At 71.8% G+C, this 14,008-nt stretch carries 7 protein-coding genes; 3 read left to right on the top strand and 4 right to left on the bottom strand.

The annotated features are described in order from the left end of the window. From ABZ321_RS45735 to ABZ321_RS45725, 3 genes are all read right to left on the bottom strand, one after another. The coding region (locus tag ABZ321_RS45735) for an extracellular solute-binding protein (protein WP_354902387.1) at positions 1-752 on the bottom strand (752 nt) is incomplete at its 3' end. A 153-nt stretch (positions 753-905) separates the two neighbouring features. Next, the gene (locus ABZ321_RS45730) at positions 906-1,235 is read right to left on the bottom strand and encodes an L-rhamnose mutarotase (protein ID WP_354902384.1); all 330 of its coding nucleotides are present in this window, start codon (positions 1,233-1,235) and stop codon (positions 906-908) included. A gap of 520 nt (positions 1,236-1,755) precedes the next feature. Beyond that, the gene (locus tag ABZ321_RS45725; RefSeq protein WP_354902381.1) at positions 1,756-2,610 is read right to left on the bottom strand and encodes a fumarylacetoacetate hydrolase family protein; all 855 of its coding nucleotides are present in this window, start codon (positions 2,608-2,610) and stop codon (positions 1,756-1,758) included. A gap of 417 nt (positions 2,611-3,027) precedes the next feature. Between ABZ321_RS45725 and ABZ321_RS45720 the strand changes: the two genes are divergently transcribed. From ABZ321_RS45720 to ABZ321_RS45710, 3 genes are all read left to right on the top strand, one after another. Continuing rightward, positions 3,028-8,085 (top strand): glycoside hydrolase N-terminal domain-containing protein, encoded by a 5,058-nt coding sequence (locus tag ABZ321_RS45720; RefSeq protein WP_354902378.1) that lies wholly within the window; start codon positions 3,028-3,030, stop codon positions 8,083-8,085. Between the two features lie 132 nt (positions 8,086-8,217). Next, positions 8,218-10,383, top strand: coding sequence for a family 20 glycosylhydrolase (locus ABZ321_RS45715; RefSeq protein WP_354902375.1), 2,166 nt, complete (start codon positions 8,218-8,220; stop codon positions 10,381-10,383). Positions 10,384-10,457: 74 nt separating this feature from the next. Further along, positions 10,458-13,118 carry a discoidin domain-containing protein gene (locus ABZ321_RS45710; RefSeq protein WP_354902372.1) on the top strand — a complete coding sequence of 887 codons (2,661 nt, stop codon included), beginning with the start codon at positions 10,458-10,460 and terminating at the stop codon, positions 13,116-13,118. A 51-nt stretch (positions 13,119-13,169) separates the two neighbouring features. Here ABZ321_RS45710 and ABZ321_RS45705 read toward each other — a convergent pair whose 3' ends face one another. Further along, positions 13,170-13,976, bottom strand: coding sequence for a polysaccharide deacetylase family protein (locus tag ABZ321_RS45705; RefSeq protein WP_344505953.1), 807 nt, complete (start codon positions 13,974-13,976; stop codon positions 13,170-13,172). Between the last annotated feature and the right edge of the window lie 32 nt (positions 13,977-14,008).

Here is a 14,008-nt window from a genome sequence, read left to right as displayed (position 1 = left end):
ATGTTCTTGAGGACGTCCGCGCCACCGATCTTCGCGGCGCTGGTGAGGATGATGTTCCACTGGTAGTACGCGGCGTTGGCACCGGCGTAGGCGTACGGCGCGATGCCCGCCTTCTTGATCGTCTCGCACAGGGCCAGGAACTCCGGCCAGGTCCTGGCCGGCTGCCAGCCCTTCTCGGCGAACAGCTTGCCGGAGTACCAGATGCCGTACACCGTGGACACGTAGTACAGCACGTACGGCTTGCCGTTGAGGGTTCCGGTGTCCACCGTGCCGGGGATCAGCGTGTCGCGGACCTTCTTGGACGGGTCGTCGACCGACGGCGCGTCGAGCAGCTCGGTGAGGTCCTGCAGCTGGCCGTCGGCGACGAGCGCGCCCACGTCCATGGCCTGGGAGCCGGAGTTGTTGACGAACTCCGGCGCGTTGCCACCGGCGATGAGGGGCTGCACCAGGGTCGAGATGGCCTGGCTGGACTGGTGCTTGACCTCCGCCTTCGGGAATGCCTTCTTGTACAGCGGCTCGTGCACGTCGGTGGCGTACTTGTCGCCGTAGCCACCGTTGAAGATGACGACGTTGACCGGCGCGTCCTCCTTCACGCCGAGCGGGTTGGCGGCGCTCGTGGTGCCCTTGGTGTCGCCGCCCTCCTCGGATCCGCTGTCGGCGCAGGCGGCCAGCAGGCCGGCGGCCGGACCGGCCGCCAGGCCGGCGACGGCCGCCCGCCGCAGGACCGTGCGCCGGGACAGTGCACTGGACATGGTTCCTCCTGATTGCGTGGTGCCGGGGGTTGAACGAAGGTGCTGCAAGGCGCGCCGGCGCCGTTCCTCGACGCCGGCGACGTGCACGGTGGCCCGGGTGCGGTCCGGGCCGGGTCGTCCTGCTGCGCTCGCGCCGGCGAGCGCCGGCCTTGCTCACGGCAGCTTCCAGACCAGTCCCAGCCCGGTCGCGCCGTCGTCGTAGGTGTCCGGGACGTCCAGCAGCGCCGCCATCCGCTGCTGCCACACCTGGTTGGCCGGGTGGTCGCGCAGGTGCCGGCGCATCCGCACCGGGTCCACGACGCGGACCAGGTGAAACAGGTCGAGGCCGTCGCGCCAGATGCGCCAGCTCAGCACGCCGGCCTCCCGCAGCGCGGCGTCGAGGTCGGCCGGGATGACGGCATGGATGCGCTCGTACGCCTCCTCGGCGCCGGGCCTGAGCCGGGTGTGCAACGCGATCTCGACGGCGCCGGTGTCTCCGGTCATCCGACGTCGCCGCGGGCGATGGTGGCCGGGTCGGGGGCGGCCACCGCGGCGGCCGCACGACGTGCGGTCAACGACATGCGGGCCTCACTTCGGGTGACAGGCGGGAAGCCGGGCGGGCCGCGGCGGGCGCGATCATCCGGGCCCGCCGCCGGCGTCGAGCGGACGTGCCCGACCCGAACGACATGTCGGGTCGGGCACGCCGCCCCGGCGCCCGGTGCGGCGGACAGCGGGCCGGCAGCCGCCCGGCCCACTGCCCCGGGCGCCGCGGTGACCGGAGCCACCGGGCCTTCGAGCTCGCCGGCGCTCAGTACGCGGTCCCCTGTCATGACGTCGCGCCTGACCTGACGCATCGGTCACGACCCACCCCTGGTGATCCACGCGGGACCGTCAGGGAACGCGTATCCGGCGAGGCCCTCCGGGCCGGATGGTGGTGCCGGTCCCCGGCGCGACGGGCGCGACGCCGCACCCGTCACGTCTGCGGGCCGCCGGGCGTCAGCCGCGTGGGCGGCGCGCGTGCGGCTCACCACGCCGCCCCGAGCTTCTGCCGCTGGCAGCCGAGGCCGTCGATCTCGAGCCGCACCACGTCACCGGGGCGCAGGTACGGCTTCGGGTCCGGCTGCCCGAGGGCGACGCCGGCGGGGGTGCCGGTGTTGACGAGATCGCCCGGCCGCAACGTCATGAAGTGGCTGAGGTGCCGGATCAGCTCACCGACGCCGAAGATCATGTCCTTGGTGGTGGCGTCCTGGCGCAGCACGTCGTTGACCCACAACCGCATGCCCAGGTCCTGCGGGTCGGCGATCTCGTCGGCGGTGACCAGCCACGGGCCGAGCGGGTTGAACGTCTCGCAGGACGTGCCCTTGCCCCACTGGCCGCCGCGCTCGAGCTGGAACTCCCGCTCGCTGACGTCGTGGGAGATGGCGTACGCGGCGACGCAGGCGAGGGCCTCCTCGACCGTGTCGAGGTAGCGGGCGGTGCGGCCGATCACGACGCCGAGCTCGATCCCCCAGTCGGTCTTGACGCTGTTGCGAGGCACGAGCACCTCGTCGTCGGGCCCGACCACCGTGTCCGGCGCCTTGAGGAACACCACCGGCTCCGCCGGTGCGGGCTGCCCTGTCTCGGCCTGTGCGGGATAGTTCGGCCCGACGCACACGATCTTGCCCGGGCGGGCCATCGGCGCGCCGATCCGCAGCCCCGTCCGCGAGACGGTCGGGAACCCGTGCGCGCCCAGCAGGCCACGGATCCGCTCGATGCCGCCGCCTGCAAAGAAGGCCGGGTCGACGTCGGCCACCGCCTCGGACAGGTCGAGCAGCCGCCCGTCACCGAGCAGCACACAGACATGTTCGGCGCCGGCACGACCCGCACGGAGAAGCTTCATCACACCACCGTCAGACATCGGATCCATGTGGCTCTTGGCCATCGGACGTCCGATGTCTAACATCCAGGGTGAACGTTCGCAACACGCCCTCCGGACGGGATCCGCCGAGCCGCCGCTAGACCTCGCAGGCCAGGTACTTTTCTCGGTTTCTAAAAAATCCATTGCCTTGACATAATTCGAGACCAGAGCGTTACCGGGACCGCTCCCAGCCGGTCAGTAGACACCATCCGGCACATAGACATCGGGTGTATCCGCAGCCCCGCCCGCCGCCAACCCCATCCGGACTCTGCGTATCCGCAGCTCAACGGCCACTTCGGCGACCGCGTCCCACCCGCACAGCAGATCTCCGTTTGGCCGAAGCATTGACAAAATTGTGCCCCGCGGGTTCACTCGCCACACCCAGATCGAGGAGAAGCTATGCGTCATCGACAGCGGATCCGGGCGGCGGCTGCCGCGGCGGTCGCCGGTCTCCTGCTCAACGGGGTCGCCGTCGTCCTGCCCGGCGCCGAACGCGCCGCCGCGGCCCCCACCAACCCCGCCCTCACGCTCTGGTACGACGAGCCGGCCAGCACCTGGGAGAGCAACGCCCTGCCGATCGGCAACGGCGCCCTCGGCGCCATGGTCTTCGGCGGGCCGCAGGCCGAGCACCTCCAGCTCAACGAGAAGACGCTCTGGACCGGTGGCCCGGGCGCCGCCGGGTACAACCACGGCAACTGGGTGGCCCCGCGCCCGGGCGCCATCGACGAGGTCCAGGCCCAGATCGACCGTGACGGACGCATGACCGCGGGCGCCGTCGCCGCCAGGCTCGGACAGCCCATGACCGCCTTCGGCAGCTACCAGAACCTCGCCGACACCTACCTCGACATGACCGGCACGCCGGCCACGGTGACCGGCTACCAACGCGAGCTGGACCTGAGCGAGGCGACCGCACGGGTGAGCTACACCCACGGCGGCGTCACCTACCGCCGGGAGTACTTCGCCAGCCATCCCCGCAACGTGGTCGTCGCCCGGCTGACCGCCAGCCAGACGGGCAGGATCTCGTTCGTCCTGCGGACCACCGCGGCACAGGCGAGCACGACCACCGTGGCCGGCGGCCGCATGACCGTGCGCGGCACGCTGGGCAACGGCCTGATCCACGAGACGCAGTACCGCGTGGTCACCACCGGCGGCACCCGCACGGACGGCACCGACCGGATCACCGTGACCGGGGCCGACAGCGCGTTCGTCGTGCTCTCGGCCGGCACCTCATACGCCGACACGTACCCGGCCTACCGGGGCGCCGACCCGCACGCGAAGGTGACCCAGGCGGTCGACGGCGCCGTCACCGCCGGCTACGACGCCGTCCGCGCCGCGCACCTGACCGACTACCGGGGCCTGTTCGACCGCCTGCGGCTCGACGTGGGCGGCCAGATGCCCGACCTGCCCACCGACGACCTGCGGGCCGCCTACACCGGTGCCGGCGGCAGGCCGCAGGACCGCGCGCTCGAGTCGCTGTACTTCTCCTTCGGCCGCTACCTGCTCATCAGCTCGTCCCGGGACGGCTCCCCACTGCCGGCGAACCTCCAAGGCCTCTGGAACAACTCCAACAGCCCGCCGTGGCAGGCCGACTACCACACCAACATCAACGTCCAGATGAACTACTGGCCGGCCGAGACCACGAACCTGACCGAAACCGCCGAGCCGCTGTTCGACTTCATCGAGGCGCTGCGGGCACCCGGCCGGGTCACCGCCCAGAACATCTACGGCACGACCGGATGGGTCACGCACCTGAGCACCAACGCGTACGGCTTCACCGGCGTGCAGGACTGGGCGACCGCGTTCTGGTTCCCGGAGGCGGCGGCCTGGCTGTGCCAGCACCTCTACGAGCACTACCGGTACACCCGGGACACCGCCTTCCTGCGGGACCGGGCGTACCCGGCGATGAAGGAGGTCGCCGAGTTCTGGCGGGCCAACCTGCACACCGACCCGCGCGACGGCAAGCTCGTCGTGTCGCCGAGCTACTCCCCCGAGCAGGGCGACTTCTCCGCCGGCGCGTCGATGAGCGAGCAGATCGTGTGGGAGCTGCTCACGAACACGATCGAGGCGAGCACCGCACTCGGGCTGGACGCGACGCTGCGCACGCAGTGGCAGAGCACGCTGAACCGGCTCGACCCGGGCCTGCGCATCGGATCCTGGGGCCAGCTGCAGGAGTGGAAGGCGGACTGGGACAGCCAGACCAACGACCACCGGCACGTGTCGCACCTGTACGCGCTGTACCCCGGCCGGCAGATCTCGCCGCTGACGACGCCCGCGTACGCCCAGGCCGCCAAGGTGTCGCTCACCGCGCGCGGTGACGGCGGCACCGGATGGAGCAAGGCCTGGAAGATCAACTTCTGGGCCCGGCTGCTCGACGGCGACCACGCGCACAAGATGCTCGCCGAACAGCTCAAGGGCAGCACCTTGCCGAACCTCTTCGACACCCATCCGCCGTTCCAGATCGACGGCAACTTCGGCGCCACCGCGGGTGTGGCCGAGATGCTGCTGCAGAGCCAGCACGACATCATCGACGTGCTGCCGGCGGTGCCGGCCGCGTGGCCGGCGGGCTCGGTCAGCGGCCTGCGGGCCCGGGGCAACGCCACGGTCGACGTCGAGTGGCGTAACCGCACCGCCACCCGGATCACGGTCACCGCCGGCACCGCCGGCCCGCTCACCCTGCGCAACCCGATCCTGGCCGGCGCCGCGGTCGTCGACCTGGGCACGAACCAGGCGGTCCCGGTCGTCCGCAACGGCAGCCAGGTCACCTTCACCGCCCAGGCCGGACACAGGTACCAGGCCGTCGCACCGTCCACCGGCAGCACGATCCTCGGGGTGGCGAGCGGCCGCTGCGTCGACGTGCCCGGTGCGGCGACCACGCCCGGCACCGCACTGATCCTGTGGGACTGCCACGGCAACCCCAACCAGGTCTGGACCCGCGAGGCCGACAACACCATCCGCAACCGCGGCATGTGCCTCACCCCCGCCACCACCGCCCAGGGCGCCGACGCCGTCATCCAGGCCTGCACCACCGCCACCAACCAGCAATGGACCTACGACACCACCGCCAAGACCCTCCGCAACCACGCCACCAACACCTGCCTGGACGCCAACGGCGGCGGGACCGCCAACAACACCCGGGTCATCCTGTGGGTCTGCTCCAGCGCGGACAACCAGCGCTGGGACGCGTCCGCCGCGAACTTCAAGGCGCTGCTCAACGTCAGCTTCAGCGGCACCTTCACCTCGGCCAGCGGATACACGCCGTCGACCGGTGAGCTCGTCGACGGCACCCTGACCCGCCTGGCCGGCACCGAGACGATCAGCGGCACGACGGTCACCCTGACCGGCGGCGGCACCGGCATCGGCTTCACCCCGCGGCAGCCCGTGACCGGCGCCAAGTACGTCAACACCGGCCTGCTGGCCGAGGCGGTGGTCCGCCGCCAGGCCGGTGCCACGCTCGACTTCGACACCGTGCTCAGCCTCGCCGGCGGCGCGTACTACCGGTACCGCACCGGGTCGCAGGACGTCACGCAGTTCGGCATGTACGGACCCGACGCGCCGTACCACGACACCCAGCAGGACGGGCCGAACCTGTCCACGACCGCCGACACCCACGTGGCCCTGGCGTACCAGTACGTCAGCGACACGTCGGCCCGGCTCGTCGCGTACGTCAACGGCTGCCAGGTCGGCACCGTCGTCACCACACCGGTCGCGGCGGCCAACGCCTCGGCGGGACTGCTGACGTTCGGCAACGACGCCGGCACCCGCAACCGTGGCTGGCACGGCACCCTCGACGCGGTCGCACTCGCCTCGGTGAGCGGTGCGGCGAGCCCGGTGGACTTCCAGCTCGAGGCGCCCGCCTGCGGTGGCTCGGCACCGCCGCCGGGCTGCACCGGCAACCCGGGCAGCACCGGCCCGGTCACCCCGGCCAACGTCATCGCCGTGGACCGTTGCGACCCGCTCGACCGCGTCCGGCAGAAGGCCGGCCAGGTCGTCCCGACGCCGGCCCAGCTGTCGTGGCAGCAGCGGGAGCTGACCGCGTTCCTGCACTACGGCATGAACACCTTCACCGACGTCGAATGGGGCACCGGCAACGAGGACCCGGCCCTGTTCAACCCGGCGGCCGTGAACCCGACCCAGTGGATGGACGTGCTCAAGCGCAACGGGTTCAAGCAGGTCATCCTCACCGTCAAGCACCACGACGGCTTCCTGCTCTACCCGTCGCGGTACAGCACCCACTCGGTCGCCTCCAGCCCGTGGCGCGGCGACGTCTTCCGGGCGATGGTCGACGCCGCCCGCACCGCCGGCCTCGCCGTCGGCTTCTACCTCTCCCCCGCCGACGGCGCCGAGGTGCCCGGCCGGCGCGGCGGTGACCGGTTCGGCAACGGCAGCCCCCGCACCACGGTGACGATCCCGACGCCGGTGCCGGGCGACACCCGCAACCCGGCGCAGCGCTACACCTACAGCGCCGACGCCTACAACGCGTACTTCCTCAACCAGCTCTACGAACTGCTCACCGAGTACGGCCCGATCGAGGAGGTCTGGTTCGACGGCGCCAACCCGTACACGGCCTACCCGCAGCCGTACCAGGTCGGCGACTGGTACCAGCTGATCCGCAGCCTGCAGCCGAACGCCACCATCGCCATCAACGGCCCCGACGTGCGCTGGATCGGCTCCGAGTCCGGGGCGTTCCGCGCCGACGAGTGGAGCGCGCTGCCGTTCAAGGGCACCGACCCGGCCGCGCTCAACCGCGACGACGACCTGCTCGCCGGCGCCCAGTCCAGCGACCTCGGCTCGAGCTCGCTCATCTCGAGCCGGCTCGGCACGATCACCTACCTGTCGTGGTACCCGGCCGAAGCAGACGTGTCGATCCGGCCCGGCTGGTTCTGGCACTCGTCGCAGAACGGGTCGGTCAAGCAGGCCGGCACCATCCTGCAGCTCTACGAGAACGCCGTCGGCCGCAACGCCAACCTGCTGCTCAACGTGCCCCCGAACCGGGCCGGCGTGATCGACGCACCGGACGTGACCGCCCTGGACGGCTTCGGCACGCAGCTGCGTGCCCGCTACACCAGGGAACTGTTCGCCAAGGCCGGCGCGACCGGCACCCACGCCGCGCTGACGGACACGGCGCTCGGCACCTTCTGGTCCCCGGCGGCCGGCGCGACGACCGGCTCGGTGGAGCTGACCGCCTGCCGGGCCCGGACATTCGACCGGGTGCTGCTGCAGGAGTCGGTCGCCAACGGCCAGCGCGTCGAGTCGTTCGCCGTGGACGCCTGGGTCGGCGGCGCCTGGCAACAGGTCGCCACCGCCGGCACGGTCGGCTACAAGCGGATCGTGCCGCTGTCCAGCGCGGTGACCAGCGACCGGCTGCGGCTGCGGATCACCGCCGCCCGCGGCACGCCGCAGGTCGCGACGCTCACCGCGTACTCCACCAACGCCACAGCCAACCCGGAAACGTGCTGATTCCACGCAGATCGGAGACGCCCATGCAAGTTCGAAGGGTCAGACAGCTCGTCGCGGGGGCCGCGGTGCTCGCCGCGGCCGCCGGCGCCACCGCGTTCGTCCTGCGGACGACCCCGGCGCTCGCCGCGCCCGGTGACCTCCAGGTCATCCCGGCGCTGCAGCAGTGGACCGCGGGCAGCGGCCTTCACCACCACCTCCCGGATCGTCGTCGACCCGGCCTACACCGCCCAGCTCAACGACGACGCGGCCACCTTCGCCGCGGACCTGCGCGACCTGACCGGCCGTGCCGTCACCGTCGCCACGGGCACCGCGAGCGCCGGCGACATCCGGCTCACCCTCGGCGGCACCCAGCCGGCCGAGGGGTACGCGATGACGGTCGGCTCCTCCATCACCGTCCAGGGTTCCACCGACACCGGCGCGTTCTACGGCACCCGGACCGTGCTGCAACTGCTCAAGCAGCGCACCACGATCCCGGCCGGCACCACCACGGACGCGCCGTCGAAGTCCGAGCGCGGTCTGATGGTCGACCAGGGCCGCAAGTACTTCACCGTGGAGTGGCTGCGCCGGCACATCAAGGAGCTGGCCTACCTGAAGATGAACCGGCTCCACCTCCACCTCTCCGACACGTTCGGATTCCGGCTGGAGAGCAGCACCCACCCGGAGGTCGTGTCCGCGCAGCACTACACCAAGCAGGAGATCCGCGACCTCGTCGCGCTCGCCGCGCAGTACCACATCGAGGTCGTCCCGGAGATCGACATGCCTGGGCACATGAACGCGATCCTGGCCAACCACCCGGAGCTGCAGCTCGACGACACGGCCGGCAACCGCAACCCGTACTACCTCGACCTGTCGGAGCCGGGCGCCTACACGCTCGTCCGGGACTTGATCCAGGAGTACCTGCCGCTGTTCCCGGGCCGGTACTGGCACATCGGCGCCGACGAGTACGTCGGCAACTACAACGCCTACCCGCAGCTGCTCACCTACGCCCGGGCCAACTACGGCCCGAACGCCGTGGCCAAGGACACCTACTACGGCTTCATCAACTGGGCCAACGACATCGTCCGCGCCGGCGGCAAGACCACCCGGATGTGGAACGACGGCATCGGCGGCGACGGCACCGTCCGCCCGGCGTCGAACATCGTCGTGGAGTTCTGGTACAACTACGGCCTCTCGCCGCAGGGGCTGCTCGACCGCGGGCACACGATCACGAACCAGTCCTGGGACCCGACGTACTACGTGCTCGGCGGCGGCAAGCCGAATCTGACGTGGGGCTACGAGACCTGGACGCCCGACCGGTTCCAGGGCAACCAGACGGTCAACGCCCCCGGCCGCAACCTCGGCACCCTCGTCCACGTCTGGTGCGACAACCCCGACGCGGAGACCGAGGAGCAGGTCGAGGCCGGCATCCGGGGCATCCTGCGGGTGGTGGCGCAGCAGACGTGGGGCTCGCCGAAGCCCGTGCCGACCTACACCGAGTTCACCGCCGTGATGGACAAGGTCGGCCGCTCACCCGGCTGGCCGGGCTCGGCGGACAACCTGGCGTACAACCGGCCGGTCACCGCCTCGTCCACGGAGACGGCGGGCTTCCCGGCCGCCGACGCGGTCGACGGCAACGCGGCCACGCGCTGGTCCTCCGGCTACGCCGACCCGACCTGGATCCAGGTCGACCTCGGCTCGGCGAAGGAGCTGTCGCGGGTGGTGCTGCGGTGGGAGGCCGCGTACGGCCGGGCCTACCAGGTGCAGACCTCCAACGACGCGGCCACGTGGACCACGGTGGCGAGCACCACCACCGGTGACGGCGGCACCGACGAGCACGCCGTCACCGGCACCGCCCGGTACGTCCGCATGTACGGCACGCAGCGCGCCACCACGTTCGGGTACTCGCTGTGGGAGCTGGAGGTCTACGGCCCGAAGCGGGGCACGGTCACCGGCGCCGGCAGCGGCCGGTGCGTCGACGTGCCGAACAACAGCAGCGCCGACGGCAACCAGGTGGCGCTGTGGGACTGCCACGGCGGCGCCAACCAGACCTGGACACACCACACCGACGGCACGCTGCGCTCGCTCGGCAAGTGTCTCGAGCCCGCGAACGGCGCCACCGCCGACGGCACCGCCGCGGTGATCCGCACCTGCAACGGTGCGGCGTACCAGCGCTGGACCTACAGCGCGGCGGCACGCACGTACCAGAGCGGCGGGAAGTGCCTCGACGCCAGCGGCGGCGCGACCGCCAACGGCACCCGCCTCATCCTCTGGGCCTGCCACGGCGCCGTCAACCAGCAATGGACCGCGCCGACCCTCTGACCTGTCCCGCACGACGGCCGGGGTGGTGACGGTGCCCGCCGGCACCACCCCCTTCCAGCACGCAGGAGCATGACATGCAGGTCCGAACCAGGCGGTTCCTCGCGGCCGCCGCGACGCTCGCCGCCACCGCCGGCACGCTGGTGAGCGTGTCCGCCGCCGGCGGCCCGGCGGCGGCAGCACCGCCACCCGACCCTGTCTACGCCGACGCCGGCGGGATCGTCTTCCCCGGCCCCGTGCCCGGGATGGCCACCGGGTCGCTGTCCGCCGGCACGTTCACCCTCGCCAACGCCGCGCTGTCCAGCACATGGAGCCTCACCGGCAGCACCGTGTCGCTGACCCGGTTCCAGAACCGGGCGACGAACACCACGGTGCCGATGACGCTGCGCGGGCTGTTCACGCTCACGCTCGCCGACGGCAGCACGATCACGACCGCCAACAGCACCGTGTCCGCCCCACCCGCGCTGTCGGACCTGGCCGCGAACGCCGGCTCCGCGCGCCTGGCCGAACGGTCGGCCGGAAAGGCGGTCACCACGACGTTCCGTCACACGTCGGCCGGCCGGACCCTCGACGTGCAGTGGCAGGTGCGGCTGCGCGACGGCGCGAACACGGTGCAGCACGCCTTCACCGTCCGCTCCGTCGCCGGCACGTTCGACATCACGTCGCTGCGCCTGGTCGAGCTCAACCTCGGCAACGCCCGGGTGCTCGGCCAGGACGACGGCAGCCCCGTCGTGCACGGCACCGCCGGCGGCGAGACCGTCTTCGTCGGCGTCGAGAACCCGATGGCGAAGGCCACCGTCTCCGGCTCCACGGTGGACATCGCGGTCCGCCGGGCCGGCGACCTGACCGCGGGCGCGTCGTGGCAGTACACCGCCTCGACCGGCGTCGCCGCGGCCGGGCAGCTCCGCCGGTCCTTCCAGTACTACCTGGCGCGCGAGCGGGCGCACGATCGGCGCACGTTCCTGCACTACCAGAGCTGGCTGGACCTCAAGCCGCCGGGCGAGGTCATCGACGGCGCCGAGCTGACCCGCGCCGTCAACCTGTTCGGCACCCAGCTCACCACGCGGGGCGCGAAGATCGACAGCTTCTGGGTCGACGACGGATGGGACTACCTGCGCACGCCACCCGTGGACGAGACGAACCTGCACGTGTGGTCGTTCGACCCCACCCAGTTCCCGACCGGCTTCGCACCGCAGCGGGCCGCCGCCGCGCAGTACGGCGCATCGTTGTCGGTGTGGATGTCACCGTTCGGCGGCTACGGCAGCAGCGCGTCGACCCGCTCCGCGCTCAACGCCGGCAAACCCGCCGACCGGAGGCTGGAGACCCACGCCGGCGGGCAGTTCATGCTCGCCGGCCCCCGGTACTACGACCGGTTCCGGTCGGTGGCCTTCGACATGATGGACAACCAGGGCGTGCGCGGCTTCAAGTTCGACGGCATCGGCGGCGGGCTGTACCAGTCAGGCCCGAACACCGCCTACATCGCCGACTACGAGGCGCTGCTCGGCCTCACCTCGGACCTGCGCGCACACCAGAAGGACGTGTTCGTCAACTCGACCGTCGGCACCTGGGGCTCACCGTACTGGCTGTGGTACACCGACTCGATCTGGCGCGACGGGCACGACGCGTCACTCGCCGGGCAGGGCACACCGCAGCAGCGCTACGTCAGCTACCGCGACTCCGAGACGTTTCGCAACGTCGCGACGCAGAACCCGCTGTTCCCGATCCCGAGCCTGATGAACCACGGCATCATCTTCTCCGACCGCACGCCGCAGTTCACCGCCGACTACGACCTGAGCAAGCCGTCGGTGCGGGAGCAGGTCTCGCAGGACGTCCGTGCCTACTTCGCGCTCGGGCTGAGCCTGCAGGAGCTGTACGTGCGCAACACGCTCGTCAGCCCGGACCGGCCCGGTGCGGCCTGGTTCTGGGACACCGTGGCGGCCAACGCCCGATGGGCGCGGGCCAACGAGCGGTTGCTCGGCGACGTGCACTGGATCGGCGGGGACCCGGCCGCCGGCGCCGTCTACGGCACCGCGGCGTGGAACTCCACGGCGGGTGCCTCCACGGGCATGCTGATGCTGAGGAACCCGACCACGGCCGCGCAGGCGTTCACCGTCGACCCGCGGACCGTGTTCGAGCTGCCGGGCGGGGCGCACCGGCGGTACAGGTTCACCGAGCGCGACGGCCGCCGGAGCGGTTTCGTCGCCGACGCCGCCACGCCCGTCACCATCACGCTGCAGCCGTTCGAGGTCGCCGTCTTCCAGGCGGTGCCGACGGACGAGGCGGTCGGCGGCGGTGGCCTGCCCCTGCTGTCCCGGGCGGGCTGGACCGTGACGGCCGACAGCGCCGAGTCCGCCGGCGAGAACGGCGCCCCCGCCAACGCCGCCGACGGTAACCCGGCCACCATCTGGCACACCGCCTACACCGGCGGCGTGGCGCCGATGCCGCACCACCTCACCGTCAACCTCAACAACAGCGTCGTCGTCGACCGGCTCGACTACCTGCCCCGCCAGGACGGCGGGACCAACGGCACCATCGCCGACTACCAGATCCTGACCAGCACCGACGGCACCACCTGGACCCAGGTCGCCGCCGGCACCTTCCCGGCCGGCAGCACCCCGAGGACCGTCACCTTCACCCCCACCACCGCACGGCAGGTCCGCCTCCGCACCACCCGCGCCACCAACGGCGCGGCCTACGCCTCCGCCGCGGAGATCACCCTCTACGGCCGGCCCGCCTGACCCCGGTGCCGCCCGGGACGGTCCGCTGTCCCGGGCGGCACCGCCGGCTCGTCAAGGCCGGCGGGCAGGGTCGTTCTGGTCCATGGCGAGCAGCTCCGACACCGTCACGAGGCGGAACCCCCGGGCCCGCAGGCCGGCGAACATCTCGCCGAGGTGGCGCAGCGCCACCAACCTGCGCGGCTGGCCGACGTCGTGCGCCAGGACGATCGACCCGGGCTGCACGGCGTCGACGATGGCGCGGACCTGCTGCTGCGGGTCGCGGCGGTAGCGTCGCTCGTCCATCTGGTGCGACCACAGCACCAGCCGGTAGCCGAGCTTGTCGGCGGCGAGGACGGTGGAGCCGCCGAGGTGCCCGTACGGCGGCCGCAGCAGCGTGGGCGTCCGCCCGGTCACCGCACGGATCGCCTCGTCGCCGCGGCGCACCTCGTCGACGGCGTGGCGCAGGTCGAGCGTGGCGAGGTCGGGGTGCGACCACGTGTGGTTGCCGATCTCGTGGCGGTCCAGCCGCCCGTGTACGACGTCCGCGTGCCGCCTGAGATTGCGCCCCACCATGAAGAACGTCGCCGGCACCTGCCACTCGTCGAGGGCGTCGAGGACCATGGGCGTCCACTTCGGCGCCGGCCCGTCGTCGAAGGTGAACGCGACGACCGGCTCGTTGGTGCGCACGTGATACGTGATGGTGGTGCTCGGCGACTGCGCGTCGGCGAGCACGTCGGCGGCCGACGCGTAGCCACCGCTGAGCGGCGGGTGGTCCAGCCCGAACGCGTGCCGTGCGAGCGGTCCGCCCGCCGCGCCGGCCACCACCCCACCCGCGGCCAGCCCCGCCCCCGCCAGGAATCTTCGTCGCGACAGCACCATCCCTGCTCCCCCGTCAGTCCCTGGCGGCATCG

It is taken from the genome of Dactylosporangium sp. NPDC006015, from assembly GCF_040614215.1.
Classification (GTDB): domain Bacteria; phylum Actinomycetota; class Actinomycetes; order Mycobacteriales; family Micromonosporaceae; genus Dactylosporangium; species Dactylosporangium maewongense.
This window is presented reverse-complemented; position numbering and strand designations above follow the sequence as displayed.

Coding starts and splice junctions, on each gene's coding strand:
- ABZ321_RS45730 (WP_354902384.1), bottom strand. CDS start 1,235: ATGACCGGAGACACCGGCGCCGTCGAGATCGCGTTGCACACCCGGCTC.
- ABZ321_RS45725 (WP_354902381.1), bottom strand. CDS start 2,610: ATGAAGCTTCTCCGTGCGGGTCGTGCCGGCGCCGAACATGTCTGTGTG.
- ABZ321_RS45720 (WP_354902378.1), top strand. CDS start 3,028: ATGCGTCATCGACAGCGGATCCGGGCGGCGGCTGCCGCGGCGGTCGCC.
- ABZ321_RS45710 (WP_354902372.1), top strand. CDS start 10,458: ATGCAGGTCCGAACCAGGCGGTTCCTCGCGGCCGCCGCGACGCTCGCC.
- ABZ321_RS45705 (WP_344505953.1), bottom strand. CDS start 13,976: ATGGTGCTGTCGCGACGAAGATTCCTGGCGGGGGCGGGGCTGGCCGCG.